Here is an 11,956-nt window from a genome sequence, read left to right on the forward strand (position 1 = left end):
TTGGACGGCCGTCAGTGGCCGGGCCCGGCCGTCGCCCCGGGATCGGGGACGTCGAGCTGCACGAACGGGTCGTAGTAGAAGCGCTCGAGAGGGACTCCACCGCGGCCCAGCAGCCGGCCGGCCGCGGTCATCATCGGGCCCGGCCCGCTGAGATAGGCGTCGTGATGCCGCCAGGGCCCGGACTCCGCCAGCACCCTGAGCAGGTGGCTGCTGCCCGCGGGAGCGTCCTCGTCGGAGACCGCCGCACGGACGTTGAGCCAGCGATGCTGCCGGGACATGTGGAGGAGGTCGTCGAGTCCGTGGAGCTCGTTCGCGGTACGGGCTCCGACGAAGAGCTCCATCCGCCGCTGGACGCCGTCCAGGGCGGCCTGTTCGACCAGAGCGCGGATCGGCGCGATCCCGGTTCCACCGGCGACACACACGACGTCGCGGGTGGACGTGGGGTCGAGGACCATGTCACCGAGGGCCAGCCCGAGCCGGACGACGTCGCCGACCGAGGCCTGGTGCACCAGGGCGTTGCTGATCCGGCCGCCGGGAACGGCCCTGACGTGGAAGGTGATGGTCCCGTCCGGCCGCGGGGCGTTGGCAGGCGAGAAGTAGCGCCAGATCTTGGGCCACCACGGCGTCTCCATGCTGACGAACTGCCCGCCGGTGTACGCATAGGGCTGGTCGGTTCGCACGGTGATCTCCGCGAGCCCGGGTCCGTACGCGCGGTGGTGCACGATCTGGGCGTTCCACACGGCCGGCCGTTCGGCGGCGTCGGCTGCGGCGGCCTGGTCCATGGCCTGCGCGACCGCCGTGTAGGCCCGGGTCCAGGCGGTGGCGATGTCCTCGGTCCAGGCAGGGCCCGCGAAGTGCGCCAGCGTGGCGAGCAGGCACTCGCCCACCGCGGCGTAGTGTGCGCTCTGGGTGCCGAACTTGCGGTGGTCACGCCCCAGGTCGGAGCAGAAGCGCACCAGGTGCTTCGGGTCGTCCACGAGGTCGACGATCAGCAGGAGCGCCCGCACCAGCCGGTCGTGCTGGACGTCCATCTCCGGCGGGAACAGGTCGCGGGCGTGCGGGTAGCGGCTGAACAGCACCCCGTAGAAGTAGGCCGGCAGTTCTGCGACATGCGGTGCGACCACGGTCACACTCGCTCGGATGAGGGCGATCTCGTGCGCCGACAGGACGGCGTCGGTGCCATGCCGTTCGGCAGCGGGCATCGGCTCCGGTGACGGCTGCCATTCGTTCTCCGGATTCTCCGGCATGAAGGCGTCGTCGACGGATGGATTGGCGCGAAACATCACTGTACTACTCTCCTCATCCAGCTCTTTCTCCAGCTCTTCGCGCCGAGAGCTGTTCACCGCAGGTCAGGAAACGGCCCATATTCTGCCCATATCGGCAAGGCGCCGCGCAAGCGGAATGCAGTGAATTATTTGTGAAAGGGAATACTGGCCGGTACAGATCATGAAATCTGACGATTGCTCATTTGTGCGAATCATCCCGGCGGTCAGGTGGGCTCCTTGCGGTGACGGGGTGGTACTCCGGGTTGCGGTCAGGCGCGCGGGCCCGGGGCCGCGAGACGGCCCGCAGCCTCGCTGCTGTTGGTAGGCCGAGGCTGTGACCGTGGGCGTGGTCGTCATCCCGGAGGGCCCCCTGAGGCGCCCGGCCTGATGGTGTTTCACGCGGCGGACGTACGACATGTGCTGCTCCCCCGCGGCGTTCTGCGCCGCGCTTCACCGGCCCGTCTCCCTGGGCGATCCCGCGTCCCGGCACCCGCGAGGTTCCCGGTCGGCGCGGCTGCTGTCGGTGCCGTGTGGGACAGTGCGGTCCGTGAACGAGAACATGCACGGAGCAGCGCTGATCGACCAGGTGGTCGCACGGGTCAGGCAGGACGGCTGGCCCACGGCGGACGCCCCGGACATCGCCGAAGCGGTGCCGCTCGCACCCGAGGTGATCGACCGGCTGAGACTGCCCGGCGGGAGGGCGCTGCCGCCGAGCCTGCGCCGGTGGCTCGCCTTCGACAGCTCCTGGCTCGGCGACATCGGCTGGTACGACGACGAGCGGGAGCCCGTTTTCGACGGCCGCGCGCTCGGTGCGACGGCCGAGTGGATGTACGGCCCCGGCGATGCCATGGTCGGCTTGTTCGCCGACTTCGAGAAGCTCCTGCCCGGACCGTGCCTCCCGCTCGTCGGCGGCAGCGACTCCCGCCGTCTGCTCTACTGGGCGAGCCCGACTGCACCGGGGAGTACCCGGTGCTGGTCACCGACATCGACGACCTGTCGTACGTCGCCGTGATGTACCCCGGTCTCGACGTCTACCTCGCCGACCTCGCCGATGTGCTCGACCTGGACTTCGACACCCACACCTCGCTGATCGACCACCCCGAGTACGGCGCCAGGATGCGGGAGCACGCCGAGAACACCGGGCTCGGCCCCGACGGCATCGAGTTCCAGGACCTCTCCTGGCCCGGCTAGGACCCGTCCCGAGTACGGGCAAGGGACCACCCGAACCAAGAACGCGGTATCCGTGGAACCGCTCGGATTCTTCGCCGGTCGGTTGAGCTGATCATGGCCCGGGGACGGGATCCATCCACCATGATGGGAAGCTGATCGCGCTGGAATTCGGTCGCGGCGGACAAGGGGACCAGGCTGTGTTCGGATTGCTTTCCAAACTGGCGGAGTTGCTCGCTCAGTACGGGACCGGTTTCCTGACGCTCCGACGCACCGCCAAGGACACCGACGTGGCGGCTGCGATGCTCCGCTGCGCAGTGGCGCTGCAGGATCTGTGCGTACGCGGTGACCGGCTTCTGGCACTGGCCGAGGAGATGGTCGACGGTGCCACGCGGCCCGGCCTGGCCGAGGAGTTCGCGGACCTGCTGGAACACCAGGTCACGGCGGTCGGTTCCCTGCGTGCCGCCCTCGCTGACTGCCAGGCGTTGATGGCCACCGTCGATGCGGGGATCTACGTCGAACTCGCGCCCTTCCTCGACGCGAAGTCCGGCCTGCTGACGCGTTGGGACCAGCAGGCCGCCTTGAGCCGGTTCTCGACGACGACGCTGTTCTTCTTGCCTGCCGAAACGCTGGACCGCGTCCTTGCGATCGGACGGGATCACGCGACCGAGGAGGGGATGACCGGGGATCGCACGGAGTACCTGTTGGCCGTCGCCGAAGGCACGCGAGCTGCACGGTCCCGCGAGGTGCGCGACCTGAGCCGTCCGGTGGCGGCGCGGCAGGTACCCACCGTCAGGGAGGAGATCGCGACTGCCAAGGCCGACCTGGTCCGCGCCCGGGCTCTGTGCGGGCAACTGCTGGCCGCCATGCAGGAGGCCGTGGGTCCGGAGGCGATGGCGCACCTTCGCCGGAAGCTGGTGTCGAAGCCGAGCCACCGCTGAAAGCCTGTCTGACGAATGCTCATCACCACTGCCCTCGAACCGTGGCACGGCGAGCGCGGCGTACGCGAGTTCGGCGAGCGGCCCTCCCGGTAGGCTGGCCGAATGACCGAAGGACTCCCCCCGGGCGGCGTCGAGCTCACCGAGGCCGAGGCCAGGTGGACGGACGCCTGGACCCCCACCCAGGTGGCCGCCCGGCTGGTAGGGACATCCGCCCCCTGGTACGTCGCCGGGGGCTGGGCCGTCGACCTGTTCAAAGGCGAGCAGACCCGCCACCACAGTGAGCAGCACACTTCCCCTGATGGATGACACCCAGCGGCAGACTCTGGCCACCCTCCTTGCCCAGGTGCATCCGGGGCACAGCTGGCTGGCGAACCTCCACTCGCCGTCCGCTACCGCGCCGGACTCGTGCTCGCATCCGTGATCCTCTGGCTCCGCGAACCCATCGGATGATCAATTGTCAGGCAGGCCTCAGGGCCGGCCGGGCCGCCCCTTGGCCGGCGCGTGGACCTTCGCGAACAGTTCGGGGTCCTGCGGAAATCCGGCTTTGGCGAAGGCGACACTCCCGATGTCGGTGGCCAGGATGTGCAGGCTCCCGAGGCCGAGCGCTCTGGCGAGCTGCTCGGTGTTGTACTGCAGGCGCTGGAAGAGCCCGCTCCCCCTCGCACCCGCCTTGATGCGGAGCTCGTCGATGGTCATCGCGCTCGCCCGGAAGTCGAACCGCAACTGAAGAACGGCCTGGTTCTCCCCGCCGTTTCGAATCACCAGGTCAGCGCTGCCGGCGCCGTCCGGATACAGGGTGATGTCCGCCTGCGCCCCGCTCAGCCGCTCCGTGAGCAGATCGGTGAACCGCGCCGGGGTGATCGGCATCAAGGCCCTCCAGGTCGCGACGAACTCCTCATCCAGCTGGGCGACGAGCAACCTCGATTCCAACGCCTCGAAGTCCGCCACGGTCAGGGCCTCGACAGCTGCCCTGTCGTCGACCCGTTCCTCGACAACGGACGGCGTCAAGGTCATGCCGGACGCGCTACGCGTCAGGTGGTCCCACACCGGATCCCGCGGGAAGGGCGGCAGGCTCCAGTCGGCGGCGCATGCCTCCCAGCCTCGCTGCCACCACGCGACGGCTTGAAGCGACCGCAGTCCGAACCGGACCGCGCCCGCGATGACGCAGCGCACGAGCAGACCCGTCCCCGCCACCACGTCGTTGCCCGTCCCGCCGGCACCCGCGGCCATGGCGAAGCGCTCCGCGTCCGCGACCATCTCGGCATAGCTGATCAGGGGCGGCGCGTTCGAAATCACCACGGGGACCGGCGCTTGGAGAACCACGACCGGATCCTCCGGCGCGAACACCACGTTGTCGGCGAGGACGATCAGCGGTCTGACGTCCTCGCCCTCGATCATCACGAACTCGAGCGCCGCGTCGCCCATCGGCGTGTGGCTCCTCGTGACGCGCTTGACGTCGCAGACCGGCAGGCTGACCGTCTCGCCGATCGCGGGGATGGCGACGGACACCCGTCCGCCGGCCACCATCGGCTCCAGTCCCAGTACCTCGGCGAACGCGACGGCGATCTCGTCCGCCTTCGCGGCGTCGTCCTGCTCCCGGCGCGCGTTCCGCTCCAGCATGTCCCGCATCCCCGCGAGGGATTCGAGGTTGGCTCGCACGGTCTCGGTCAGCGAGTGGTCCTCACCCAGGTCACGGAGACAGTCGACGAGGACTTGCTCGAACGTCGCAACGGCTCGCTCGGCCTGCCCGGCCGCGAGGTACGCGGTGGCGAGATCGTTTCGCGCGGAAAGGGTGCCGGGATCGTTTGCCCCGGCGACCCGTACTTGCTCGGAGACCGCCAACTCATAAAGCGGGATGGCCAGTTCAGGGCGATCGTCAGCAAGCCACCCGGAGAACCAGATGGAGGCAAGGTTGGTGAGTGTGGAAACCGTGACGCGATCATCCGCGCCGAGGACATGCACCACGTCGGCCAGGAGCCGGTCCTGGAGCTCGAACGCCTGGACGTAGTCCCGGGTTTGGTAGTACGCGTGGGCCAGTTCCCCACGAGCGACGAGGGTGCGCGGGTGGTCCTCACCCAACGTGCGGACGCACTCGTCGTGTAAGCGCCGGAGATCCTCGATGCCCATGCCCATCGCCTTCCCCCAACACCGGCCGGCTGGGTCCGAACCGGATCCGCCCACCATAAGGGATCCTGCAACGCAGGGCAGGAGATACCGGACGGCGACCGCGTGGGTTGCCCGGGGTCGCGTGCTCGGGAGCGTACGAGACGTGCAGCCACGCCGCTCACCCGACCGGCGGAAGCGGTGGGGCCCGGCCAACCCCCGTTGGCCGGACTGAGCCCCATCCGCGGCGCCGGCTACGGCACGCCGAGCTCGAACAGGACGAAGCCCGCAAACCAGCCGGAGGCTGCTGCCGCCATGGCCAGCAGAACGGTCAGCGAGGGCAGTTTGAGGCGGCGCAGGGTCGTGGCGAGCGGGATGAGCAGGGGAAAGGCTGCCAGCAGGTAGCGGGAGAGGTGGTCGAAGAGCTGGCCGGTGCCGAGACCCAGGACCAGGACCAGCACGGTGTGGAGGGTGAGCACCAGCGGCGGGCGCAGCCGGAGCAGCAGGAACAGCAGGCAGGGGGCGGCGAGAAGCAGCAGCAGACCGAGCAGATCCTCGGCCGGGTGGGAGAACGTGCTGCGGCCGAGCAGCAGATCGGGGACGGTGTGCCGGATGTTGTGGCCGAAGTGGCGCAGCCATGCATCTTGCTCCGCCGTGACGTAGCCGAGCAGGTCGCCCGTTCGATCGCCGACCCAGAGGAGGTAGCCGAGCAGGCCGAGTGGTGCGACCACGACCGCGACCAGTGGGCCGACGATCTTCTGACGGCGGACCATGGCTCCCAGGCCCGACAGACCGACGACCGCGATCAGTGCGGCGGCAGCAGGGCGGTCGAGACCGGCGAGGAAGGCCAGAGTTGCGGCGGTGAACCAGTGACGGGTCATCACCGCGTAGCAGGTCCAGGCGGCCAGCGCGACGAACAGCGGCTCGCCGAAGACGGCCCACTCGAAGCCGGAGCCGGGGAACACCGCCCAGAGGCCGGCCGCGATCACACCCACCCGGTTGCCGCGCAGCCGCGCGGTGACCGCGAAGACGCCGGCGGCGGCGACGAACGAGAAGATCACGGAGAGCAGCATCCCGGCGCCGTACGTGCCCAGGCCCGTGAGGGTGGAGACCAGCCGGATCAGGCCGGGGTAGAGCGGGAGGAAGGCGGCGGGGCTCTGTCCGTGGGTGCCCGACTGGCCGACCGCCGGGAGCAGTTCGAAGTGGTAGCCGTGGGTTGCGATCTGCTGGTACCACCAGCCGTCCCAGGCACCGACGACATCCCAGACGTGGGTGCCGCCACCGAAGCGGGGGTCCTTGGTGCGGTATTGACCGGAGGCGGCCAGCAGCTGCAGGAACACCGCGAAACCGATCAGCTTCAGGACGCCGTAGGCGATCAGCGCGGACAGGTAGCCACTGGGTCTGGCGGAGGGGCCGGCGGGTGCCCCGGCAGGTTTGGTGCCGCCTCCCCGGTGGTCCGCGGTCTTGAGGGTGTCGGTTGTCGGGTCCTTGGGCGCGAGGACGCTGGTCCGGGGGCCCAGGCGATCGGGGTCCACGCGTTCGGGGTCCGAGCTCGCGGGGCTCTTGAGCTGGGGCTTGGTGAATCTGGAGTCCGCGCCCGGGGGACGGCTCCGTTCGGGGTTCGTGAACCCGGGATCCCTGTTCGTCGGGGCGCTGGACCTGGTGGGCTCGTCCAGCTGTCTGCCTGGTATCGAGTTCATAGCGCCGCAGGCTAGGGCAGGTTCTCCCGACGACACCCGATCGCACCGATTCCGCCCACGACCCGACCACCATCACCACAACGGAGCCGCGCCCGTACGTTCGCTTCCGGAGGCTCTCCATCACCGCCGACCGCCACAGGCCCGAGCATCCCGGCAGCCCGGGCCGCCTTGCCCGCAGCGCGCTGCTGCTCCACCCATCGCTGACTGACCGTCAGAATCGCACGGCCGACCGGGTTCCGGGCCCGCGGTCCGCGCCCGGGCGGGCCCGGGCGGGCCCGGGCGGGCCCGGGCGGGCCCGACTAGAGTGCCGGACATGGCGGTCGACGCGGATGTGGCGGTGGTGGGGGCAGGGCCGGTCGGCCTGAGCGCCGCGCTGCTGCTCGCCCGGGCGGGGCTCGGTGTGGTGGTGCTGGAACGCCGTCCCGGTCCGGTCACCGAGTCCCGGGCGACGGACCTGCACGCACGGACCCTGGAGGCCCTGGCCCCCAGCGGGCTGGCCGAGTCGCTGCATCCGCTGGGCCGGCGCGTGGACACGGTGGAGATGTGGTCGCAAGGGCGCAGGCTCGGCGGCTTCGAGCTGGCACGGCTGCGCTCCCCGTACCCGTACATCCTGACCGTCCCGCAGTGCGCGACCGAGGGCCTGCTCGCCGCGGAGGCCGAGCGCGCGGGTGTGCGCGTGCACCGCTCGGCGGCCGTCCGGTCGGTCGACGAGGACGCCGACTGCGTCACCGTACGGTCGGACGCCCTCGACCCGCTGCGCGCCCGCTGGGTGGTGGCGGCCGACGGCGCGTCGAGCACACTGCGCGCCCTGGCCGGTACGGCGTTTCGCGGCCGGACCTATGCCGGCACGTGGCAGCTCGCCGACCTGCGGGTCGAGGATCCCTCGCTGGACCCGGCGCGAGTGCACATGGTCGGCGGGCCGCGCGGCCTTCTCGTGGTGCTGCCGATGCACCTCGACGGCTGGGCCCGGGTGGTGCTGCACCTGCCGCACGGCCCCGCGCCGAGCGGTGCGGACGGAGCGGCGGTGCTCGCCGCCGAGGCGGCGGCCCGGGGTGGACGGCGGCCGTTCGCGAATGCCGATGGACGAGTACCTTCCGCACCCACCGGCGCCTCGCCGCACACCACGGGAGCGGGCGGGTGCTGCCGGTGTTCGTCCCCGGCACCGAGGCGCCCGAGGGCGAGGTCGGCCGGGAGCTGCTGCGCCGGATCAGCAGCGGCAACAGCCTGGAGATCTGGCGGCTGCGGATGCCTCCCGACACCGAGCTGGAGGGTGTGCCGCACGCGACCGGCACGGTGGAGCACCTGCTGGTCGCCACCGGCCACGTGACCGCCGGCCCCACCGACGCCCCCCGCCTGCTGGGGCCGGGCGATCTGCTCGCCTTCGCCGGGGACGCCCCCCACCTCTACCGCACCGGCACCGATCCGGCGGACATCACCGTCGTCATCGCCTCACCCATCGTCAACTGAAAGCCAACCGAAAGCCGGGACCCGCACCATGAGCACCACCACCCCGGTCGTCCATTCCTTCACCAGCGACAACGTCGCCGGCGCCGCCCCACAGGTCATCGACGCCGTGGCCCTGGCCGCGTCCGGACAGGCCGCCCCGTACTGCTCCGGCAGTTGACGGACAGTTGCCTGAGCTTTCTCGGCAGCTTCAAGCCAGGGCGTGGGGCACGTGGCGCATTCGCGAGTCGACTTCACCCACGGCATCCAAGGAAGCGCCGTCCTCACCCTCCCGATCGGGGCATCTCGGGCGCGCGCATGGACAACGGCGGCACCTTGCCCCGGACGACGAGCCGGTGGCGAACGACCATGACGGCAACGGCAGTGAGCAGGATGACCGCTCCGCCGACCCGCAGGATGACGTCGTACGCCTGCTCGGCGCTGCGCTCGGGGGTGAGCGAGGTGATGGCGGAGGCGGCGGCCGCGAGGGCGACCGCACCCATGGTGACCAGGATCGTCAGCACCACGCCGGAGGCCTCACCGGCTCTCGCCGGTCGGACGACCTGCTGGGTGGCGACGCTGGCGAAGGTCCAGCCCAGCCCGAGGCCCAGCCCGCACCAGGCGAACACCGGAATGAACAGCCACCAGGCGGAGACCAGGCTCAGGGTGATCATTCCGGTGCCCGCCACCGCACCGGCCAGGGCCATCACCGCCGTGGGCCGCATCCGGGGTGCCAGCCAGGCACCGAGCGGTCCGGTCAGCGCCACGACGAGTGCGGGCGCCAGGAAGACGGTTCCGGCGCTGAGAGCGGAGAGTCCCCGGACACCCTGCAGATACAAGGTCGCCACGAAGATCGTCACCGCGTACCCCATGTCGGAGACCGCTCCCATGCCGGTGACCAGGTCGAAGGGAACGTTGCGGAACAGCCGCAGGTCCACCAGCGGGTGAGAAGCCCTCCGCTCGCGCACCAGGAACAGGGCCCCCATCGCCGCAGCGGCGCCGAAGAGTGCGAGGGTGCGGGCGCTGTCCCAGCCCCAGGCACTGCCGCGCTCCACCGCCAGGGTGAGGGCCGCCAGACAGCAGACGATGCTCAGACAGCCGACCAGGTCGATCTGCCGCGGCGCCGAATCGTCACGCGAGTCCGGCACGAACAGCGCTGCGACCAGGAGGGACAGCGCACTCAACGGCGCCAGCAACCAGAAGATCCACCGCCAGCCCGGCCCCTCGGTGAAGCCGCCGCCCACGAAGGGGCCCAGCGCCGTGCCGATGTTGGCAACACCGAACACCGCGCCCAGGGCCCGGGCCCGGCTCTCCTGCGGAAAGACGTTGGTTATCACCGAGACGGAGACCGGGAAGATCAGCGCAGCACCGACCCCCTGGACGATCCGCGCCGCGACCAGCGCGCCGAGACCGGGCGCCAGCGCGCAGCCCACCGAGGCGGCGGCGAACAGCGCGAGTCCGGTCAACAGCACGCGGCGTCGCCCGAAGACGTCACCCAGCCGGCCGCCCACGATGAAGAAGCACCCCAACGCCAGCATGTAGGCGGAGAGCGTCCACTGCGCGGCCGAGGCCGTCACGTTCAGGTCGGCCGAGATACCGGGGATCGCAAGGTTGAGCGCGAAGAAGTCGACCTGGATGCAGAACAGCGCGACCGCGACCGACACGAAAGCCCCGACACGTACGGCCGAGGATGTCTGTGTCCGCATGGGATACCGGATTCCTCTCGGTCCGCACCCGGCCCAGCCGGTACCTGCCGCCGCTTCCCGGGCCACCGTACGAAGAGCACCCTCGTGACGCCGGCGGTTCGTCAGGCGCTTCCGGCGAACAACGGCGCAGAACAGCGGTGAACCGCCATCTCCCCTCATTCTCGTCCGGGGCCCGCCGCCACGCAGCTCCCCGGAGCGCGGGCTCTGTTCTCGTGGCCCTCAGGTCCGCAGTCCCTCGGTGGGGGCGGAGAACAGCGTCCGAGCTCCCTCGTTGAGCCGCGCGAAACCCTCGACGATCTGGGCGGCCACCCGCCACCTGACACCGTCCGGTTCCCTGCGGAAGCGCCACAGGTGGAAGGCGTCACCCGTGAGCTCCTCGCTCCGGGCCGATCCGGGCTCGCGCCTGCGAAGCAGGAAGCTCAGTCGGGTACGGGCCAGCAGAATCCCGTCCGCGTCGAGGGCGGCGTGGATGATCTGAGTGATCTCGTGCGATTCGTCGAAGAACTCGGAGCGCGCGTCCAGGAACTCCTGGGTGCCTGACTCCCCGCGCCACATGAACCCGCCCCGGAACCCGGTCTCGAAGTCCTCGGTGAGGATCTCCGCGTACATCTGCTGCAGCGGCGCATGGGCCTGGAGCAGGTCGAAGTAGCGCTCGATCGTGTCGATGACGGCGGGCTCGAGAACGTCCTTTTCCGGCATGTCGGTCCTCTTGTGGTCGGCCTCCCGGCGGCGCGCCGGGAGGCGGGGGAAAGCCGCTGATCATCCATCATCACCGAACGTGCGACGGCCGGCACGTTCGGTCAGGGGCCCAGGCAGTCCCGGCGTGATGCGAGCGGCCGCAAGATCGAGGCGGCGCCGGGCGTCGTAAAGCCTTCCGGCGCAGCGAGTCCCTCGACCCCGACGTACCACGACTCGGCCCGGGCGCTGCGGCCGCCGGCACGGTCGACTCCGAGCGCGCACGGGGCCGATCACACAGGGCGTCCGAGCCGAATGTCCGCAGAGGTGTTGACCCGGGCGTCCGAACGAGCCTAGGTTCTGCCGCAAAGGTTTGCCGCAAGTTTCAGCAATATTGCGGCCGACGTTGCGGAGCAGGCTCCCCCGTGCCCGCTCCGCGACCCTGTCCGTCCCGGCACGGCCTGCCGCTCGGCCTGGCCGGCGCGCCACCACGTCCCGCTGGAGACACTGTGAGCACCGTACGAAGAACTGCTCAACGCCACCAACGGCGAGTCAGCCCGACCGACGCTCGATCCGCCCAGGCCGCAGGGGCCGTTCTGCTCGACGTGCGGGAGCATGCCGAGTGGAAGGCCGGGCGCGCACCCGGCACGCTCCACTGGCCGCTCAGCCGGCTCGCGCGCGGCCGCGCCCCGCTCGGTGAGCTGTCCGGCCGTCAGGTCATCACCGTCTGTTGCGCGGGGAAGCGATCCCAGCACGCTGTCGCCCTGCTCGCCGCACGCGGAATCGCGGCCCAGGACCTCGACGGCGGGCTGAGGGCGTGGGCCCGGGCGGGACACCCGGTGGTGGACGGCAGCGACCGGCCGGGCACGATCCTCTGAGCCCGCTCCGCCCCCGATGCCGGAACACACCCGCCGGTCGGTGCGGGAGCGGACATTCGATCCCGGGCCGGATGCGCC

Annotated in this window: 13 protein-coding genes; 8 read left to right on the forward strand and 5 right to left on the reverse strand. The window is 70.6% G+C overall.

Annotation, left to right across the window (positions count from 1 at the left end; genetic code table 11):
• Positions 1-11: 11 nt before the first annotated feature.
• The gene (locus FB465_RS02310) at positions 12-1,283 is read right to left on the reverse strand and encodes a globin domain-containing protein (protein ID WP_145797090.1); all 1,272 of its coding nucleotides are present in this window, start codon (positions 1,281-1,283) and stop codon (positions 12-14) included.
• A 529-nt stretch (positions 1,284-1,812) separates the two neighbouring features.
• Here FB465_RS02310 and FB465_RS02315 point away from each other — a divergent pair.
• From FB465_RS02315 to FB465_RS02330, 4 genes are all read left to right on the forward strand, one after another.
• Positions 1,813-2,277 carry a hypothetical protein gene (locus FB465_RS02315; protein ID WP_145787145.1) on the forward strand — a complete coding sequence of 155 codons (465 nt, stop codon included), beginning with the start codon at positions 1,813-1,815 and terminating at the stop codon, positions 2,275-2,277.
• Positions 2,235-2,456, forward strand: coding sequence for a hypothetical protein (locus FB465_RS02320; protein ID WP_145787146.1), 222 nt, complete (start codon positions 2,235-2,237; stop codon positions 2,454-2,456). Before FB465_RS02315 ends, FB465_RS02320 begins: the two co-directional genes overlap by 43 nt.
• A gap of 176 nt (positions 2,457-2,632) precedes the next feature.
• On the forward strand, positions 2,633-3,373 hold the full coding sequence (locus FB465_RS02325) for a hypothetical protein (RefSeq protein ID WP_145787148.1): 741 nt from the start codon (positions 2,633-2,635) through the stop codon (positions 3,371-3,373).
• A gap of 102 nt (positions 3,374-3,475) precedes the next feature.
• Positions 3,476-3,679, forward strand: coding sequence for a nucleotidyltransferase domain-containing protein (locus tag FB465_RS02330; RefSeq protein ID WP_145787150.1), 204 nt, complete (start codon positions 3,476-3,478; stop codon positions 3,677-3,679).
• Between the two features lie 162 nt (positions 3,680-3,841).
• Here FB465_RS02330 and FB465_RS02335 read toward each other — a convergent pair whose 3' ends face one another.
• Positions 3,842-5,500 carry a tetratricopeptide repeat protein gene (locus FB465_RS02335; RefSeq protein WP_145787152.1) on the reverse strand — a complete coding sequence of 553 codons (1,659 nt, stop codon included), beginning with the start codon at positions 5,498-5,500 and terminating at the stop codon, positions 3,842-3,844.
• A 230-nt stretch (positions 5,501-5,730) separates the two neighbouring features.
• On the reverse strand, positions 5,731-7,011 hold the full coding sequence (locus tag FB465_RS02340) for a glycosyltransferase family 39 protein (protein ID WP_246192458.1): 1,281 nt from the start codon (positions 7,009-7,011) through the stop codon (positions 5,731-5,733).
• A 478-nt stretch (positions 7,012-7,489) separates the two neighbouring features.
• Between FB465_RS02340 and FB465_RS36535 the strand changes: the two genes are divergently transcribed.
• The 3 genes from FB465_RS36535 to FB465_RS37390 are packed head-to-tail and all read left to right on the forward strand — an operon-like array spanning position 7,490 to position 8,800.
• Complete coding sequence (locus tag FB465_RS36535; protein WP_145787154.1) at positions 7,490-8,503, forward strand: FAD-dependent oxidoreductase; 1,014 nt, start codon at positions 7,490-7,492, stop codon at positions 8,501-8,503.
• On the forward strand, positions 8,449-8,643 hold the full coding sequence (locus FB465_RS02350; protein WP_246192459.1) for a cupin domain-containing protein: 195 nt from the start codon (positions 8,449-8,451) through the stop codon (positions 8,641-8,643). The genes FB465_RS36535 and FB465_RS02350 overlap by 55 nt, the downstream gene beginning before the upstream one ends.
• Positions 8,644-8,671: 28 nt before the next feature.
• Positions 8,672-8,800, forward strand: a complete 129-nt coding sequence (locus FB465_RS37390; RefSeq protein ID WP_281292318.1) for a hypothetical protein — start codon at positions 8,672-8,674, stop codon at positions 8,798-8,800.
• A gap of 103 nt (positions 8,801-8,903) precedes the next feature.
• On the opposite strand, the gene FB465_RS02360 is transcribed toward FB465_RS37390, so the two are convergent.
• Positions 8,904-10,325: an MFS transporter gene (locus tag FB465_RS02360; RefSeq protein WP_170290470.1), complete on the reverse strand. Its 1,422-nt coding sequence runs from the start codon at positions 10,323-10,325 to the stop codon at positions 8,904-8,906.
• Positions 10,326-10,544: 219 nt separating this feature from the next.
• The gene (locus FB465_RS02365) at positions 10,545-11,024 is read right to left on the reverse strand and encodes a hypothetical protein (protein ID WP_145787158.1); all 480 of its coding nucleotides are present in this window, start codon (positions 11,022-11,024) and stop codon (positions 10,545-10,547) included.
• Positions 11,025-11,509: 485 nt separating this feature from the next.
• Between FB465_RS02365 and FB465_RS02370 the strand changes: the two genes are divergently transcribed.
• Positions 11,510-11,878 (forward strand): rhodanese-like domain-containing protein, encoded by a 369-nt coding sequence (locus tag FB465_RS02370; RefSeq protein ID WP_145787160.1) that lies wholly within the window; start codon positions 11,510-11,512, stop codon positions 11,876-11,878.
• Positions 11,879-11,956 lie beyond the last annotated feature (78 nt).

This window comes from Kitasatospora atroaurantiaca, assembly GCF_007828955.1.
Lineage (GTDB): Bacteria > Actinomycetota > Actinomycetes > Streptomycetales > Streptomycetaceae > Kitasatospora > Kitasatospora atroaurantiaca.

What these genes read in the sequence shown, in the direction of transcription:
- FB465_RS02360 (WP_170290470.1), bottom strand. Translation starts at nt 10,325, where the DNA reads ATGCGGACACAGACATCCTCGGCCGTACGTGTCGGGGCTTTCGTGTCG.
- FB465_RS36535 (WP_145787154.1), top strand. Translation starts at nt 7,490, where the DNA reads ATGGCGGTCGACGCGGATGTGGCGGTGGTGGGGGCAGGGCCGGTCGGC.
- FB465_RS37390 (WP_281292318.1), top strand. Translation starts at nt 8,672, where the DNA reads ATGAGCACCACCACCCCGGTCGTCCATTCCTTCACCAGCGACAACGTC.
- FB465_RS02335 (WP_145787152.1), bottom strand. Translation starts at nt 5,500, where the DNA reads ATGGGCATCGAGGATCTCCGGCGCTTACACGACGAGTGCGTCCGCACG.
- FB465_RS02365 (WP_145787158.1), bottom strand. Translation starts at nt 11,024, where the DNA reads ATGCCGGAAAAGGACGTTCTCGAGCCCGCCGTCATCGACACGATCGAG.
- FB465_RS02310 (WP_145797090.1), bottom strand. Translation starts at nt 1,283, where the DNA reads ATGTTTCGCGCCAATCCATCCGTCGACGACGCCTTCATGCCGGAGAAT.
- FB465_RS02330 (WP_145787150.1), top strand. Translation starts at nt 3,476, where the DNA reads ATGACCGAAGGACTCCCCCCGGGCGGCGTCGAGCTCACCGAGGCCGAG.